Annotated in this window: 17 protein-coding genes and 1 pseudogene; 12 read left to right on the top strand and 6 right to left on the bottom strand. The window is 64.1% G+C overall.

The window, feature by feature from the left end; translation table 11 throughout:
* Positions 1-437: 437 nt before the first annotated feature.
* The gene (locus AC3CB8_RS26760) at positions 438-2,489 is read right to left on the bottom strand and encodes an elongation factor G (RefSeq protein WP_023770203.1); all 2,052 of its coding nucleotides are present in this window, start codon (positions 2,487-2,489) and stop codon (positions 438-440) included.
* A gap of 392 nt (positions 2,490-2,881) precedes the next feature.
* Between AC3CB8_RS26760 and AC3CB8_RS26755 the strand changes: the two genes are divergently transcribed.
* Complete coding sequence (locus AC3CB8_RS26755; protein WP_023794169.1) at positions 2,882-3,277, top strand: (R)-mandelonitrile lyase; 396 nt, start codon at positions 2,882-2,884, stop codon at positions 3,275-3,277.
* A 70-nt stretch (positions 3,278-3,347) separates the two neighbouring features.
* Here AC3CB8_RS26755 and AC3CB8_RS26750 read toward each other — a convergent pair whose 3' ends face one another.
* Positions 3,348-4,550, bottom strand: a complete 1,203-nt coding sequence (locus AC3CB8_RS26750) for a pyridoxal phosphate-dependent aminotransferase (RefSeq protein ID WP_023794171.1) — start codon at positions 4,548-4,550, stop codon at positions 3,348-3,350.
* Between the two features lie 217 nt (positions 4,551-4,767).
* On the opposite strand from AC3CB8_RS26750, the gene AC3CB8_RS26745 reads away from it, so the two are divergent.
* From AC3CB8_RS26745 to AC3CB8_RS26735, 3 genes are all read left to right on the top strand, one after another.
* Complete coding sequence (locus AC3CB8_RS26745) at positions 4,768-5,664, top strand: EAL domain-containing protein (RefSeq protein ID WP_352564568.1); 897 nt, start codon at positions 4,768-4,770, stop codon at positions 5,662-5,664.
* Complete coding sequence (locus AC3CB8_RS26740; RefSeq protein ID WP_023770199.1) at positions 5,661-6,515, top strand: EAL domain-containing protein; 855 nt, start codon at positions 5,661-5,663, stop codon at positions 6,513-6,515. The genes AC3CB8_RS26745 and AC3CB8_RS26740 overlap by 4 nt, the downstream gene beginning before the upstream one ends.
* 83 nt (positions 6,516-6,598) lie before the next feature.
* Complete coding sequence (locus AC3CB8_RS26735) at positions 6,599-7,207, top strand: glutathione S-transferase family protein (RefSeq protein ID WP_023770198.1); 609 nt, start codon at positions 6,599-6,601, stop codon at positions 7,205-7,207.
* Between the two features lie 243 nt (positions 7,208-7,450).
* On the opposite strand, the gene AC3CB8_RS26730 is transcribed toward AC3CB8_RS26735, so the two are convergent.
* Positions 7,451-7,663 carry a cold-shock protein gene (locus AC3CB8_RS26730; protein ID WP_015316174.1) on the bottom strand — a complete coding sequence of 71 codons (213 nt, stop codon included), beginning with the start codon at positions 7,661-7,663 and terminating at the stop codon, positions 7,451-7,453.
* A 274-nt stretch (positions 7,664-7,937) separates the two neighbouring features.
* Between AC3CB8_RS26730 and AC3CB8_RS26725 the strand changes: the two genes are divergently transcribed.
* A complete protein-coding gene (locus AC3CB8_RS26725) occupies positions 7,938-8,264 on the top strand; it encodes a hypothetical protein (RefSeq protein WP_352564570.1) in 327 nt (108 codons plus the stop codon).
* Positions 8,265-8,287: 23 nt separating this feature from the next.
* On the opposite strand, the gene AC3CB8_RS26720 is transcribed toward AC3CB8_RS26725, so the two are convergent.
* Entirely contained in the window at positions 8,288-8,857 is a 570-nt protein-coding gene (locus tag AC3CB8_RS26720) for a methylated-DNA--[protein]-cysteine S-methyltransferase (RefSeq protein WP_352564572.1), read from the bottom strand.
* Positions 8,858-9,037: 180 nt separating this feature from the next.
* On the opposite strand from AC3CB8_RS26720, the gene AC3CB8_RS26715 reads away from it, so the two are divergent.
* The 5 genes from AC3CB8_RS26715 to AC3CB8_RS26695 all read left to right on the top strand — a co-directional run bounded on the left by AC3CB8_RS26715 (position 9,038) and on the right by AC3CB8_RS26695 (position 13,649).
* Complete coding sequence (locus AC3CB8_RS26715) at positions 9,038-9,970, top strand: transglycosylase SLT domain-containing protein (protein WP_352564574.1); 933 nt, start codon at positions 9,038-9,040, stop codon at positions 9,968-9,970.
* 5 nt (positions 9,971-9,975) lie between these two features.
* Positions 9,976-10,464 (top strand): GNAT family N-acetyltransferase, encoded by a 489-nt coding sequence (locus AC3CB8_RS26710; protein WP_023770193.1) that lies wholly within the window; start codon positions 9,976-9,978, stop codon positions 10,462-10,464.
* Between the two features lie 137 nt (positions 10,465-10,601).
* Positions 10,602-11,870: an ABC transporter substrate-binding protein gene (locus AC3CB8_RS26705; RefSeq protein WP_352564576.1), complete on the top strand. Its 1,269-nt coding sequence runs from the start codon at positions 10,602-10,604 to the stop codon at positions 11,868-11,870.
* A 38-nt stretch (positions 11,871-11,908) separates the two neighbouring features.
* Positions 11,909-12,823 (top strand): carbohydrate ABC transporter permease, encoded by a 915-nt coding sequence (locus tag AC3CB8_RS26700; protein ID WP_084056178.1) that lies wholly within the window; start codon positions 11,909-11,911, stop codon positions 12,821-12,823.
* Position 12,824: 1 nt separating this feature from the next.
* Positions 12,825-13,649 (top strand): carbohydrate ABC transporter permease, encoded by an 825-nt coding sequence (locus AC3CB8_RS26695; protein WP_023794191.1) that lies wholly within the window; start codon positions 12,825-12,827, stop codon positions 13,647-13,649.
* 15 nt (positions 13,650-13,664) lie between these two features.
* On the opposite strand, the gene AC3CB8_RS26690 is transcribed toward AC3CB8_RS26695, so the two are convergent.
* Entirely contained in the window at positions 13,665-14,003 is a 339-nt protein-coding gene (locus tag AC3CB8_RS26690) for a hypothetical protein (RefSeq protein WP_015316182.1), read from the bottom strand.
* Positions 14,004-14,157: 154 nt separating this feature from the next.
* Here AC3CB8_RS26690 and AC3CB8_RS26685 point away from each other — a divergent pair, with 154 nt between their 5' ends.
* Complete coding sequence (locus tag AC3CB8_RS26685) at positions 14,158-14,901, top strand: DUF899 family protein (RefSeq protein WP_352564578.1); 744 nt, start codon at positions 14,158-14,160, stop codon at positions 14,899-14,901.
* Positions 14,902-14,934: 33 nt separating this feature from the next.
* On the opposite strand, the pseudogene AC3CB8_RS26680 reads toward AC3CB8_RS26685, so the two are convergent.
* A pseudogene (locus tag AC3CB8_RS26680) lies at positions 14,935-15,126 on the bottom strand (hypervirulence associated TUDOR domain-containing protein); the annotation flags it as partial.
* 105 nt (positions 15,127-15,231) lie between these two features.
* On the opposite strand from AC3CB8_RS26680, the gene AC3CB8_RS26675 reads away from it, so the two are divergent.
* The gene (locus tag AC3CB8_RS26675; RefSeq protein WP_023781494.1) at positions 15,232-15,654 is read left to right on the top strand and encodes a pyridoxamine 5'-phosphate oxidase family protein; all 423 of its coding nucleotides are present in this window, start codon (positions 15,232-15,234) and stop codon (positions 15,652-15,654) included.
* Positions 15,655-15,660 lie beyond the last annotated feature (6 nt).

The raw sequence follows: 15,660 nt of genomic DNA, 5'->3' as shown, positions 1-15,660 counted from the left end.
CTCCCATTAGCGTCCTCGAGTGTTCCCCTCTGGAGGTTAGCCTTAACAGGCACTTCCAATCAAACTCAGCCGGATCTTCATTGATCCGGCTTTTTTGTTGCCTGCATGCCACTGGGATGGCTGAAAAATTCACCAGAATTGCCGCGTAACAGTGTCATGTAACCTCTGGTAACATGACAAGGACACCCTCCATCTGCTAAGTGGATGATAGGACGCGGTGTGGTTCGGACGGGAGATGGGGGCATCACTCGTACGGCCCGGGCTCAGGCGGCTACCGCGTCCGAACCTTTTCCGCCGAAGCGCGGCGACCTTGACATGCGGCGGACCTGCCGTTTTTCCTCCCGAGAAAACGGTCCGCAAAACAAAACGACGTCCGGCCCCCCGGGCGTCGTTTTTGGTTTTTGCCCCCCGATCGTTCGATCGGGCGCCGGACGAAATCAGGCAGCCTTGCCGTTGGCGTTCATTGCTTCGTCGGCGAGACGGCCAGTCAGCTCGGCCATGTGATCGAAAACGGCGCGGTAGCTGGCAACGCCTGAGGTGGCCGAGCGCAGCTCGATGATCAGATCGCCGATCTCGGCCTGCGGCATGGTCGCCTCGACGACATCCCATCCCGGCCAGTCGGGCCGCGCGTCATAGCCGAGGATCTGGCCGCGCCGCTGCGGGATCAGCGCGATGATCTTCGACGTCGCGTCCGACGGCGTGACGATCTCGACCTTCATCACCGGTTCCAGAAGCACCGGCGAGCAGGCGGCCATGCCTTCCTTCATGGCGAGCTTGGCCGCCATCTGGAAGGCCATGTCGGAGGAATCGACCGCATGGTACGAGCCGTCCGACAGGTTGACCGCGACGTCGACCACGGGGAAGCCGAGCGGGCCGGACTTGAGGTAATCGCGTATGCCTGTCTCGACCGACTGGATGTAGGTCTTGGGCACGACGCCGCCCGTGATGGTGTCGGTGAACTGGAAGCCGGAGCCGCGCGGCAGCGGCTTGATCTCGATCACCACATCGCCGAACTGGCCGTGGCCGCCCGACTGCTTCTTGTGGCGGCCGCGCTGCTGCACCGGCTTTCGGATCGTCTCGCGATAGGGCACCGCCGGCGCATGGCCTTCCACCGGTATCTGGTTCTTGCCCTCCAGCCGCTCGCGCACGACGCGCAGATGCATCTCGCCGTGCCCTGACAGCACGGTCTCGGCCGAATCTTGGTTGTGGCGCAGGCTGAGCGAGGGATCCTCCTCGGCCAGGCGCTGGATGGCGGCCGACATCTTGACCTCGTCCTTGCGCTCCCTGGGGCGCAGCGCGAAGGCAAAGACCGGCTGCGGCGGCTCGACATCGAAGAGCTGTTTGGCTCCCCCTTTGGCCGAGGTGAGCGTCTGGCCGGTCTTGACCGCGTCCAGTTTGCCGAGCGCCACGGTGTCGCCGGTCCTGGCGGCGGTCAGCTTGACCTGATCCTTGCCCAGCATCCTGTAGATTCCGGAAACCTTGGCGGTGTCGCCGCCGGGCAGCCACAGTTCCGAGCCGTCGGTGACCTGGCCGGACAGGATGCGCGACACCGACAGCTTGCCGCCATGCGGCGTGTGGATGGTCTTCATCACCTGGACCACCGTCGCATTGCCGTCCGGGGCGCCGAGCCGCTTGCGGGTCGCCTCGATGTCGGGCGCATCGTGGCGGATCGTCTTCAAGAGGCGCAGCACGCCATTGCCTTTCTCGGCGGTGCCGATCAGCACCGGCGTCACCGCGCCTTCGCGCAGATCGGCGGCGAGGTCGTCGAAGATCGCGTCCTTCGGCGGCTCTATCTCTTCCAGGAGTTGCTCCATCAACTCATCGTCATGATCGGCCAGCGTCTCCAGCATGGAGAAGCGCGCCTGCAGTTCGCGCGCCTTGTCGTCACCCGGTATCTCGGCCACCTCGCTCTCGGCATATTCGCGGTAGATGTAGGCGCGCTCCAGCGCCAGATCGATCGAGCCGATGACGACGCCGTCCTTGCGCAGCGGAATCTGGCGCAGAAGCAGCGGCGCCGCGCTTGTCGGCTGAAGCATCTTCAGCGTATCGCGCACGCCCGCGATCGCCTTGTCGACCTTGTTGAGGAACAGGATGCGCGGCACGCCGAGATCGTCGAGCTTGCGCATGATAAGCTGCAAGGCGGGGATCTTCTTTTCGTCGGCCTCGGCCACGACCACCGCGACGTCGCAGGCGGCGAGCACCGGTTCGGCCTCGAAGGAGAATTCGATCGATCCAGGGCAGTCGATGAAGGTGAACTGCTCGCCCATGAACTCGGTGGTGGCGATCGACGCCTCGACGCTCATGGCGTGGGCGCGGGCCTCGGGCGAATGATCTGAAACGGTGTTGCCAGAGGAAACTGGGTTCTGGCGGGGGATGGCCCCGGTACGCGCCAATATGGCTTCCAGAAGTGTCGTCTTACCGCTTGCGAAGGGACCGACTATGGCAATGCATTTCGGTCCCGTGCGTCGTCCTCCGGCGCGAGTACCCATGACTGACCTCCACTCAGGCGTTTCCTGGGGACCGACTGGCGTTCATGGTTCAGGCCAGGGTCAATCGGTCCTGAGCGGCGGCCGGCCTGTTCGACCGTCGCGGGCGGTCTGTGTCGACCTGCCCGCGATTATCGTCCCACTTGTTTGCCGGCAGGGCAAGAAAAATAGAAGCAGGCACGGCCGGTCGTCTCAGGCGCCGAGCGCGAGCGGTTCGACCCAGCACCCGCCAAGGTGCGCGAGCGTCCCATGCGGGCAAGGTTCATGATCAAAAATCAGGCTTTGTCGGAGCGGGCTGACACACGGCTGGTTGCGTCCGGGCCAATCCGGGTCGAGAATGTGTTGACTTCAAGGGTCGGCGTCTCGCCAACTCCCAACAGCCTTAGGGACAGACGATGAAGATCATTGCTTGCGGCAGTGTGCCGACGGTTATAGCGCCGGAAAAATACTTCACCGGCCGGGTTCTGCAGACGCCAATCATCGAGAAGGAGCCGCCGGCGCGGCTCCGGGCCACGCTGGTCAGTTTCGAGCCCGGCGCGCGCACCCACTGGCACACGCATCCGCTTGGCCAGACGCTTTATGTCACCGCGGGCGCCGGCCTGGTACAGACATGGGACGGGCCAATCCAGGAAATAAGGGCCGGTGACGTCATCTCCTTCGCGCCCGGCGAGAAGCATTGGCATGGCGCGGCGCCGAAATCGGCAATGACGCACATCGCTATGCAGGAGGCGCTCGACGGCGTCCATGCCGACTGGCTGGAAGAAGTGACTGCGGCCCAATATAGCTGCTGAGTGCCGTATCCACAAAACCCGGCGGAAACGCTTGACAGCGGTGACGCCGGGTTGTTTCGGATCTACTCGATCAGGTCAGCGATGCCGTGAAGCGCTGGATGCGCGTGCAGGCTTCCTCCAGCAGTGCATCCGAGGTGGCGTAGGAGATGCGGAAGTTGGGGCCAAGGCCGAAGGCCGAGCCGAACACCACCGCGACGCCCTCGGCCTCGAGCAGTTCCGAACAGAAGGCCTCGTCGGTGTCGATCACCTTGCCGGCCCTGGTTTTCTTCCCGATCAGCTGGGCGCACGACGGATAGACATAGAAGGCGCCTTCCGGCGACGGGCAGGTGATGCCACGCGCCTGGTTGAGCATCGAGACGACGAGGTCCCGCCTGCCTTGAAAGATCGCCTTGTTCTTGGCGATGAAATCCTGCGGGCCATTCAACGCCTCGACCGAAGCCCATTGCGCAATGGTGCAGGCGCCGGAGGTCTGCTGGCCCTGAATCATGTCCATCGCCTTGATCAGCTGGACGGGACCGGCGGCGTAGCCGATGCGCCAGCCGGTCATGGCATAGGCTTTCGAGACGCCATTCATGGTCAGCGTGCGCTCGTAGAGCTTCGGCTCGACCTCGGCGATGGTCTTGAAAACGAAGTCGCCATAGGTCAGGTGTTCGTACATGTCGTCGGTCAGCGTCCAGACCTGCGGGTGCTTCAACAGCACGTCGGCGAGCGCCCGCAGTTCGGCCTCGGTATAGGCCGCGCCCGACGGGTTCGACGGCGAGTTCATCAGCAGCCATTTGGTCTTTGGCGTGATTGCCTTCTCCAGCGCTGCCGGCGTCAGCTTGAAGCCATTGTCGATCGAGGTGTCGGCAAAGACCGACGTGCCGCCGCAGATCGCCACCATTTCGGGATAGCTGACCCAGTAGGGGCGGGGGATGATGACCTCGTCGCCGGGGTTCAGCGTCGCCATGAAGGCGTTGAACAGGATCTGCTTGCCGCCGGTGCCGACGATGGTCTGCTCGGGCTTGTAGTCGAGATTGTTCTCGCGCTTGAACTTTTTCGCGATCGCCTCGCGCAGCGGCACGATGCCCGAAACCGGCGGATACTTGGTCTCGCCACGGCGAATGGCCTCGATCGCCGCATTCTTGATGTTGTCGGGCGTGTCGAAATCGGGCTCGCCGGCGCCAAGGCCAATGATGTCCCGCCCGGCATTTTTCAGCTCGCGCGCTTTCTGCGTCACCGCGATGGTGGCGGAAGGCTTAACGCGGGAAAGGGTGTCGGCAAGAAAGGCCATGACCTTTTGTCTCTCCAAAGGATCGGCGCGGCCAGGAGCGGCCGCGGCGCTTCTCATGTCGCAACATTCCCGTCAGCGCAAGCCTTGTCGGCTGGGCCAAGTGGGGAGGGCGCGGTCAATCAGGCGTGATCGGCAGAGGAAAGTTCATTAACGGGCGGTAGAGGCTTGCATGGCAGGATCGCGGTTCAATTCCGCCAGGTCGCGGAGCGAGGAACCTTTGTCACGCAGCATCGGACTTGCCCATATCGTCCGTCATGATGACGGCACCTCGAGCGGTGTCTGGGGCATTTATACCCTGCAAAGCGCTTTTCAGCCGATATTTGCCTTTAATGAGGGCAAGCTTTCGGTTGCCGCCTTCGAAGGGCTGATCCGCCCGTTTCGCGACGGCGAGCCGCAATCGCCGATGAGCTTTTTTTCGACCTGTCCGGCGGTCGACCGTCTGCATGTGGAGGCGCTGACCAGGACGCTGCATCTGCTCAATGCCGGCGTCTGCCTGCCGCAAGAGGCGTCGATCTTCATCAATTTCGACCCGTCGGTATTCACCGAGCGCGCTGTCGCCGACAGTGCCTTGCGTGACATGCGGCTGGTGCTGCACGAAGCCGGCATCGATCCGGGCCGCGTCGTTTGCGAGGTGACGGAGCAGAGATCGGCATCGCAGGAGACCCTGCACGGCTTCGTCGCCGCGCTCAGGGCCAACGGCTTCCGGATCGCCGTCGACGACTATGGCGCCGACGATTCCGACATCACTCGCGTCAAGGAATTGCGCCCCGACATCGTCAAGTTCGATGCTCACTGGATCACGCAACTGATGGAATCGGGCGCCGGTTTCGCGCTGCTGACATCCATGGTGAGGAGCTTCGAGGACCAGGGCATCCGCACCGTGTTCGAAGGCATCGAGGAAGGCTGGCAACTGGAGCTGGCCGAACGATCCGGCGCCTCGATGGTCCAGGGCTATGTGCTGGCCCGCCCAGAACTGGTGCCGACGAGTTTCCGCGCTTTCGGCCAGGGCAGTCCCGAGCCGGCTCCTCCCTCGAGCCATGCGTCCGCTGCCGCCGCCGTCGCGCCGCGAACCGGGCGGCCCGCAAAAGCCTTCGGGCGCAAGGTGGCGCGATGAGCCGCGAGCGGCGGCGTACCGTTGGCGATGCGATCTTCATCGACGAGATCGGCATCGAATGTGGGATCCATGGCGACTTCCGCCTGCGCAGCGCCTACCAGCCGATCTACGCCCCGCGCGGCGGCAGCTTGCATCCGGTGGCCGTAGAGGGCCTGATCGAACCGCACCGTGCCGGCCGGCCAGTGTCGCCTCGGATGTTCTTCGACAGCATCGCGGCTCCGGAGCGGCTGTACGTCGAAACAATGTGCCGGGTGCTGCATCTGAGAAATTTCCATAATATCGGGGTCGACGGGCTCGACCTGTTCTTCAACTACAATCCTCTGGTCAACGACCATGCTGGACGGGCGCTGGCCGAGATCCGGCTGATGAGCCGGCACCTCGACGAACTCGGCCTGGCGCCAGCCATGCTGGTGTGTGAAATCACCGAGCAGGCGGCGGACGATGCGCTGCTGGCCCGGCTGGTGCGTGAAATGCGGCGCGACGGCATCCGCATCGCCATTGACGATTTCGGCACCGGCCATTCGACCGTGGAGCGGGTAAGCCTGCTTCAGCCCGACATCGTCAAGATCGATGGCGGCTGGTTCGCGGAATTCTGCCGCCACGCCGCCGCCGAACGCTTCTTCCGCCCGCTGGTGTCCAGCCTCCACGATCGCGGTGCCAAGGTGCTGGTCGAGGGTATCGAGCAGCCCACCCATTTGCGTGTCGCGCTCGAAGGCGGGGTCGATTTGCTGCAGGGCTTTCTGCTCGGGCGTCCGGCGCTGGCCGGCACCATCTTCAACGAAGAGCCGCTTGCCGTCGATGCGCTGCTGGGCTTCGACAACAAGGTCGTACCATTGCATAAGCGGCGTTGATGGTCGCGCCAAAACAAATCATTGGTTGAGGATGATGCCGCTGCGATAATCGGCTCGCAGAAGCAGCGCTCCGGGGAACCATGATGATACTTTACAGCATGATCGATAGCGGCAATTGCTACAAGCCGCGTTTGCTGATGGCCAAGCTCGGCCTTGCCTTCACCACTGTCGAGGTGAGTTCGCATACCGGCGATACGCGCAAGGCCGATTTCGTCGCCAAGAACCCGAACGCCATGGTGCCGTTGCTGGAACTGGACGACGGCCGGCGGCTGGCAGAATCCAACGCCATCCTGCTCTATCTCGCCGAAGGCACACGCTTGCTGCCCGCGGACAAATATGAGCGCGGGCTCGCTTATCAGTGGCTGTTCTTCGAACAATACAGCCACGAGCCCTATATCGCCGTGCGCAAGGCGCTGCTGACCTTTCCGGAGCGGGCCGCGGATGCCACGCCGGAGCGGCTGGCGGCGACGCTGGAGCGCGGCAACAAGGCGCTCGGCGTCATGAACACATATCTCGAAAACAACGACTTCTTCGCCGGCCGCACATTCAGCATCGCCGACATCGCGCTCTATGCCTATACCCACACGGCGGAGCAGGGCGGCTTCCAGCTCGACGCCTATCCGTCGGTGGTCGCCTGGCTCGGCCGCGTGGAGGCGGACCCGCGGCATGTGCCGATCGAGTGGGTGGGGTAGGCAAGGCAGGCCATTGGCGAAAGCGGCAACACAGCTCTGAGCCCCAGACAAATAAAAAGGCGGGATAAATCCCGCCTTCCCATTTCGGTAGCCTGATTGGGAGCATCCGGTCCGGGCTGGCAGCTATCTGCTGTTCCAGCTTGTCGGGTCTTTCCGCTCCGGCGCGTTTCTCGCGCGACCGTCAGTACATCCGTGACTTGCCGCGCGCCCCGAACTCTCGTCCGGCGCGCGCCATTTTCAAAATCAGGCTGCCTTGCTCAGAGAACCAGCGGACGACTTGCCAGTGCGGCGGTCCTGCTCGATCTCGAAGTTGATCTTCTGGCCTTCGACCAGGGTCGACAGTCCAGCGCGCTCGACAGCCGAGATGTGGACGAAAACGTCCGCGCCGCCGCTGTCAGGCTGGATGAAGCCGAAACCCTTGGTGGCGTTGAACCACTTGACCGTTCCAGTTGCCATAAAAATAGTCCTTCACATTTGCTTTGGTATGACCGGACCGAAGTCCAGCCGGTGTGCATCGAGATTTTGGAGATAGACGTCAGCAAACGCGAAGATCGCGAGGCCCGGATCGATCGGCCGAAATATCAATGGGGCTGATATAGGCTGCTTTCGCACAAAAAACAAGACTGCGTGAAAACGTCGTGATCTGGGGTCGCCCAACGGCCGCCCCAATCTGGTGAAACCGTGGCGCAAGATCGTGCCGTCCCGGGCGGCGGATCGAGGGGAGAGGACCATGAAAACCATCGTGCTTGCCACCTGCCTCACGCTGGTGGCCGCCCAGGCGCAGGCGATCTCGCGCTACGACCCGACACGTTTGAGCTGCGTCAAGGTCCAGTCGGCGATCGCGCGCCAAGGTGCGGTTATCCTTCGCTATCAGTCGAAGCGGGTGCCGGGGCTGCCGCTCTATGACCGCTATGTGCAGAGCCAGCAGTTCTGCACCATGGGCGAGGTGCGGACGCGCGCCTATGTGCCGAGCGCCGACACCAAGTCCTGCCCGGTGTACAACTGCAAGCGGCCGGACAATGAGCATTTCAGGCATCGATTCATCCGGCGCCATTAGCCCCCGGGAGCGGCTTACTGCTCTTAAAACCCGAAAGACACCTGCGCCGGCGGCGGCGGGCCGACATGCACGCCTTCCATGGCCAGCATCTTTTCCTTGGTGACGGAGCCGCCGGGCGCCGAGAAGCCGCCGATCTTGCCACCGGCGGCAAGAATGCGGTGGCACGGGATGACCAGGGGCACCGGATTGGCGCCAAGGGCCGCCCCTGTTTCGCGCGGCAGGCCGGCATGGCCGGCACGCTTGGCGAGTTCGCCATAGGTGGTGGTTTCGCCATAGCTGAGCTTTCGTGCCGCGTTGTAGATGGCGAGGCGGAAATCGTCGATGCCATCGAGATCGACGGGAAAGCCGGTGAAATCGACGTCCTCGCCAGCAGCGTAAGCCTTGATCGAGGCGATCAGTTCGACCACCCATGACGGCTGGGCCCTGGAGGCGGAAATGCCGGCATGGCGCATCAACCGCCGCTCCACCGCTTCGCGGCTGCGTTCCGGCAGGCAAAGACGGATCAGGCCCTTTTCGCTCCAAGCGATGCCCATGAAACCGATCACTGTTTCTAACACTGCGTGGCCGGCCGTGATCGAAGATGTCGTTTGCATGCTGAGCTCCTTTCCGCAAAGCGGCAAAATCCGGGATTCCCGCAGGTACATATCAGGAACGATATGGCATCACGGCCTGCATCCCGCCACCCGAAAACCACCAGATGGCCCCGATTGCTACCCAGGAATCGCTGGTGTAAGGAAATCTTAACACCCGACAAACCGGACATCGAACGCGGCTTGCCAGCAAAACAAACCCTTATCGCCATCGGCGTGATCGTGGCGGCTGCCGGCATCAGCGGCTGCACCTCGACCTCACGGATGAAGGCCGCGCCTTCCCTGACCGAAACCGCGACGGTTGCCGGCAGCGATGCCGGCTTCACCATCCCCTTGCCGGAAACGGTTTCGGTGTTGCCGCAATCCTCCGGAATCAAGCCTGTTCAGACGGCTGAATTGACTCCCAGCCCGGCCACGCCCGCGCTTGATGCCGTCGCCCAGCCGACCGCGGCGCCCGCCGCCTTTGCCGGGGCGACCCCAACGGCGCCGGCGATACCCGCCGTGATGACCGCCAATGCCTGGCAGGCGCCGGCCCCGGCGAAAGCCGGCCGGCCGATCCAGTCGGCGGCGACCTACAGGACCGCCGGGCTCATCATGCCAGCGGTTGCCAAGGGCGGCCAGAAACTGCCTGGCGTGCAGCAGGTGGCCTATGTCGTGCCGCAGAACCCGGCCGCGCTGGTGCAGTTCCCGTTGGCGCCGGTTGAGCCGGAAGAGCATGTGACCGGCATGCGCGGCGATGTGGACCGGCTGATCGTCAAATACGCCGCCTTCTACCAGGTGCCGGTGGATCTGGTGCGCCATGTCGTCAACCGCGAGAGTACCTACAATCCCAAGGCGTACAATAACGGCCATTGGGGGCTGATGCAGATCAAGCACGCGACGGCGCGCGGCATGGGCTATGACGGTCCGGCCAAAGGCCTGTTCGACGCCGAGACCAACCTCAAATACGCGGTCAAATATCTGCGCGGCGCCTGGCTGGTGTCCAACGGCAACGCCAAGAAGGCCGACTGGCTCTACCAGACCGGCTATTATTTCGACGCCAAGCGCAAGGGCCTGCTCGAGGCGACCGGCCTCGGCGCCGACCGCAAGCGCGGGCGTCTTCAGCCCGACGCCTGAGCGCGATGCCCGAACCGCGCCCGCCGGCTCCAAACGACATCCGGCTGCGCAAGATCCTCGACGAGACGCTCGTTCCACCGCATTGGCCGGACGGCTTCCTCATGCGCTCGTTCGAGCGCGGCGACGCGCCGCCCCTGCATGCGTTGCTGGGCGAAGTGTTCGACGACGGCACCGACGGCCCCTTCGACGAATGGTGGCCGCGCATATCGGAAGATCCCGAATTCGACCCGGCGCTGTGTTTCCTCGTCATCGACGCCAAGGGCAGGCTGGCGGCTGCTGCACTGTGCTGGAGCTCGGCGTTCGTCAAGGATCTGGCCGTTCATCCCGAGGCGCGCGGCAAGGGTGTCGGCGAAGCGCTGATGTGGCACGCCTTCGCCATTTTTCGCGACCGGGGCGCCGCCCATGTCGATCTCAAGACCAATACGCTCGAGAACCCCGCCGCCGTGCGGCTCTATGAGCGGCTGGGCATGAGGCCCGTCGCCTGGGAAGGCTGACCGACGACGTTGATCCGTCCCCTTCACCGGCGATGGCTGTTCGGGAACCCAAGGCGCTGCTCCGCATTCAATGAACGGTGGGGCCTGACCGGCTGCCGATGCGGTGCGCCGCCGGCTGCCTAGGGAGATCCACCGCGATGAAGCTTTTCCACGCATGGCTGGCGTTGAGCGTCGCTGTCGTGCTCGCGGCGGGTCCGGCGCGATCGGTCGAGCTGTCGATCGTGTCGGGCGACACCGGCAACGGCCTCAAGGTGCTGCGCGAGATCCTCGACCGCTATGAGAAGGAGAGCGGCGACACGGTCACCATCGTCGCCATGCCGTCGTCGGGGACCGACCAGTTCGGCCAGTACAGGCTGTGGCTCGCTGCCGGCAACAGCGACGTCGACGTCTACCAGACCGATGTCATCTGGGCACCGCAGCTCGCCAGCCAGTTCGTCGACCTGACCCAGGCGACCAGGGATGTCGTGGCCAAGCATTTCCCGTCGATTATCCAGTCGCAGACCGTCGACGGCAGGCTGGTGGCGCTGCCGATCTTCACCGATGCGCCGGCGCTCTACTACCGCAAGGATCTGCTCGACAAATACGGCGTTAAGGTGCCGGCCACCTGGAAGGAACTGGGCGACACCTCCAGGCTGGTGATGGATAAGGAGCGGGCCTCGGGCAACAGGGATATCTGGGGTTTCGTCTTCCAGGGCAATGCCTATGAAGGGCTGACCTGCGACGCGTTCGAATGGGTGGTGTCGAATGGCGGCGGTCATATCGTCGAGCCGGATGGCGCGATTTCCATCAACAACCCCCAGGCGGCGGCCGCGCTCGACATGGCCAAGGCCTGGATCGGCACCATCGCACCGCCCGGCGTGCTCGCCTACCAGGAAGAGGAGGCGCGCGGCGTGTGGCAGACCGGCAATGCGGTCTTCATGCGCAACTGGCCCTATGCCTATGCGCTGGGCAACAGCCAGGGGTCGCCGATCAAGGGCAAGTTCGATGTCGCGCCGCTGCCGGCTGGCACGGGCGAGGGCGCGCGGCCGGCAGCGACGCTCGGCGGCTGGAACCTCGCGGTCTCGAAATATTCCAAGCACCCGGATGCCGCGATCGACCTAGTCAAGTACATCGCCTCGCCGGAAATGCAGAAATACCGCACGCTCAAGACCGCCAACCTGCCGACCATCCAGGCGCTCTATGACGACCCCGACATCGCCCGGCAACAGCCGATCATTCCACACTGGAAGGAGGTCTTCCTCAGTGCCGGGCCACGGCCCTCGGCGGTGACGAGGAACAAGTACAATGAGGCGTCCAGCCAGTTCTGGAACGCCGTCCACAAGACCTTGTCCGGCGAAGGCAGCGCCGCCGACAATCTGGCCGACCTCGAAGCGACGCTGACCCGGCTGAAGGGCAAGGGCTGGTGAGCGCGCACCCGGCCGATGCGCGCTCTGGTTCGAGGCTGATGAGCCAGCGTGTGCGCTCGGCATGGCTGTTCCTGGCGCCGATGCTTGCGGTGCTCGCCGCCGCTGCCGGCTGGCCGCTGGCGCGCACGGTCTATTTCAGCTTCACCGATGCCTCGCTGTCAGACCTGGACGCCCGCCAATGGGCCGGCTTGGCCAATTATGTCTCGGTCCTGCGCATGCCGAGCGGGCGGGTCATCTACGACGGGCTGCTTCTCGACCCGGTCTGGTGGGGCGCTGTGTGGAACACCGTGCGGTTCGCGGTGGTTTCGGTGACCTGCGAGACGATCCTCGGCATGGTCGTCGCCCTGGTGCTCAACGCCGAATTCCTCGGCCGCGGCATCGTCAGGGCGGCGATCCTTATTCCCTGGGCGATCCCGACCATCGTCTCGGCGAAGATGTGGCAGTGGATGCTGAACGACCAGTTCGGCATCATCAATGTCGTGCTCATCAACCTAGGGCTGATCGACCACAAGATCGCCTGGACCGCCAGCGCCGATACGGCAATGGCGGCGGTGCTGATCGTCGACATCTGGAAGACGACGCCCTTCATGGCGCTGCTGATCCTTGCGGCGCTGCAGATGCTGCCGCGCGAAATCATCGAGGTCGCCAGGCTGGACGGCGCCAATCCCTGGCAGATCTTCTGGCGCGTGACCTTGCCGCTGATCCGCCCGGCGGTGATGGTGGCGGTGATCTTCCGGGTGCTCGATGCGCTGCGAATCTTCGACCTGATCTATGTGCTGACGCCCAACAATGCGCACACCAAGTCGATGTCGGTGTTCGCCCGCGAGAACCTGTTCGAGTTCGACAAGTTCGCCTATGGCTCGGCCGCCTCGACCCTGCTCTTCCTCATCCTCGCTCTGCTCACCATCCTCACCATCCGCATTGGCCGGATAAGCCTGGACGGAGGCCGCTGAGATGTGGCTCCTGAAGCGCATGGCCTTTTATCTGCTGGTCGGAGCAATCGTGCTCATCGCGGTGTTCCCGTTCTATTACGCCATCGTCACCAGCCTCAAATCGGGGACCGAGCTGTTCCAGGCCGACCTATGGCCGAAGGCGCCCAGCCTCGGCAATTACCGCAACGTGCTGGCCGAAGGCGCCTTCCTGCGCAACCTCCTGAACTCGCTGGCGGTTTCGGGCGCGGTGGTGGCTCTGTCGCTGTTCTTCGGCGTCACCGCGGCCTACGCGCTGGCGCGTATCCGCTTTCGCGGCCGCTCGGCATTGCTGTTCGCCATCCTGTCGGTCTCGATGTTCCCGCAGGTGGCGGTGCTGGCCGGGCTGTTCGAGCTGGTGCGGCTGTTCGGCCTCTACAATTCGCTTTTCGCGCTGATCTTCTCCTACATGATCTTCACGCTGCCGTTTACCGTCTGGGTGCTCACCGCTTTCGTGCGCGACCTGCCGGTGGAGGTCGAGGAAGCGGCGATCCTCGACGGCGCGACGCCGTGGATCATCATCACGCGCATCTTCCTGCCGCTGATGTGGCCGGCGCTGGCGACCACCGGGCTGCTGGCCTTCATCGGCGCCTGGAACGAGTTCCTGTTTGCCCTGACCTTCACCTCCAACGACGCGCGGCGGACCGTGCCGGTGGCGATCGCGCTGCTCTCGGGCAATTCGCAGTTCGAAATCCCCTGGGGCAACATCATGGCCGCCTCGGTGATCGTCACGGTGCCGCTGGTGGTGCTGGTGCTGATCTTCCAGCGCAAGATCGTCTCCGGCCTCACCGCCGGCGGGGTCAAGGGGTGAGGAGGCGGTCGGCGTTCAGATATCGGGCGCGTTGCCGATCTTCTGCTTGATCTCCAGCGCCCAGGCGCGGCCCTCGTCGCCACCCCACAAGAGCCAGGCTATGGTGCCGGCCGAAGGGTTTTCCTCATTGCCGTAATTCTTGCCGCGCTTGTCGACCTCGTGGCGGGCGAAGTAGCTGACCATGCGGCGGATGGTGGAAGGCGCCAGCTTCTCGCGGTTCTTCAGCTCCGTCGCCCGCGCCACGCCGATCTCGGTGCCGCCACGGCCGAACTGCTTGCGCAGACGCAGGCCCTTGGCGGCATTGTCGGCCACCACTTGCGGGCAGCGCAGGTCGATCTCGTCGGCTTCGTGCATTCTTCTCTCCACTCCGCAGCTGTAGCCGATAACGGGGATGTGGCAAGGCCGGGCCTGTCCCGATGCGAAATGTCGGGACCGGTCGCGGCCAAACGTCCTTGGGTCGCAGAGCAACCGCGCCGGGACGCCGGCGCGCGGAACCAAGGAGCCGATCATGATCACCTTTCCCAACGAATCCGCCAGATACCGCACCGCACGCGAAAAGCTGCTGAAGGAGGAAATCGAGCTGCGCCGCGCCATGGAAGCCGTGGCCGAGGCGCGCCGCGCGCTGCCGCCGGGCGGGCTGGTGCCGCAGGATTATGTATTCGACGGGCTCGATGCCGCCGGCAAGCCCGCCAGGATAAAACTTTCGGAGCTGTTCGCGCCCGGCAAGAACACGCTGATCCTCTACAACATGATGTTCCCGCGCCATCCGCGGGAGACGCGCGACGTCGCGACCAGCGGCGGTACGGCGAAGCTCGCCCGGCCCGACCAGCCATGCCCGTCCTGCACCGCCCTGCTCGACCAGTTCGACGGCGCGGTCGGCCATCTCGAAGCGGCCGGCTTCAACTTCGCCGTGGTGGCCAAGACGGCGCTGGAAAACCTCGTCACGCTCGGCCGCGATCGCGGCTGGCGCGACATGCGGCTGGTGTCGTCGGCCAACAACAGCTTCAAGCGCGACTACAATGCCGAGGACGCCGACGGCGCGCAGATCCCGCTGCTGTCGGTGTTCCACCGCGATGCTGACGGCATCAGGCATTTCTGGTCGTCGGAACTCGGTTTCGCGCCGACCGAGCCCGGCCAGGACCCGCGCGCCATCGGCACCTGCGAGAGCCTGTGGAACCTGATGGATTTCACGCCGGAGGGCCGGCCGAATTTCGGCGAGCAACTGCAATATGGCGAGGCGTGCTGCCACTGAAGTCGCGCAGTCCGCCCTTTTCAGTTCCGAGTGGCTCTTCAGCACATGGTCGCCGTCGGCCTGTTCGACGAGATAGGCGGGCTCGTCGGGCGATGCCTTGCGTTTGACCTCGGTGCCCTTGATCTGGCGGGACACGTCGCGGGTAAAACTTTCCGCCACCTTGCCCTCGCCGGTATGAGCGCCCCAGGCCCAGGTGACGCGTGTTCCCTTGCGCAGCTTCCGCATCCGAAGGTCCTCCGGGTCAGGAATGTCCCGCGCCGCCCGCGGTTCCTGAGAACCAAAGCCGGGGTGGGACGTTGGCCTAGCCAATACAACCAACAGGAGCCCGCCGTGACCGACAGAAACCTTGCCGAAATTGCCGAGAAGATGCGCGATATCGATGTCGCCATGCTGTCCACCCACACGCAAGGCGGTGCCATTGCCGGCCGACCGATGAGCAACAACCAGGACGTCGACTATGACGGCTCCTCCTTCTACTTTACCTGGGACAAGTCGCAGGTGGTGGAGGATATCGAACGCGATGCCAATGTGTCGCTTGCCTTCAAGGGCGACGATGGTTTCTGGGTCGCGGTTGAGGGCAAGGCCGAGATCATCCGCGACAAGGTTGCCTTCGAGGAACACTGGACCGACGATATCGACGAGTGGTTCGAACAGGGCACCGATACGCCCGGGCTGGCCATGATCAAGATCGAAGCCGTTCGCGCCCATTACTGGGATGGTGAGGACGAGGGCGAGGTGACCCTGTCGTCTTGACGCGCC

This window comes from Mesorhizobium sp. P160927, from assembly GCF_057766385.1.
The sequence above is the reverse complement of the archived record's forward strand: the minus strand, read 5'-3'. Positions and strand labels throughout refer to the sequence as shown.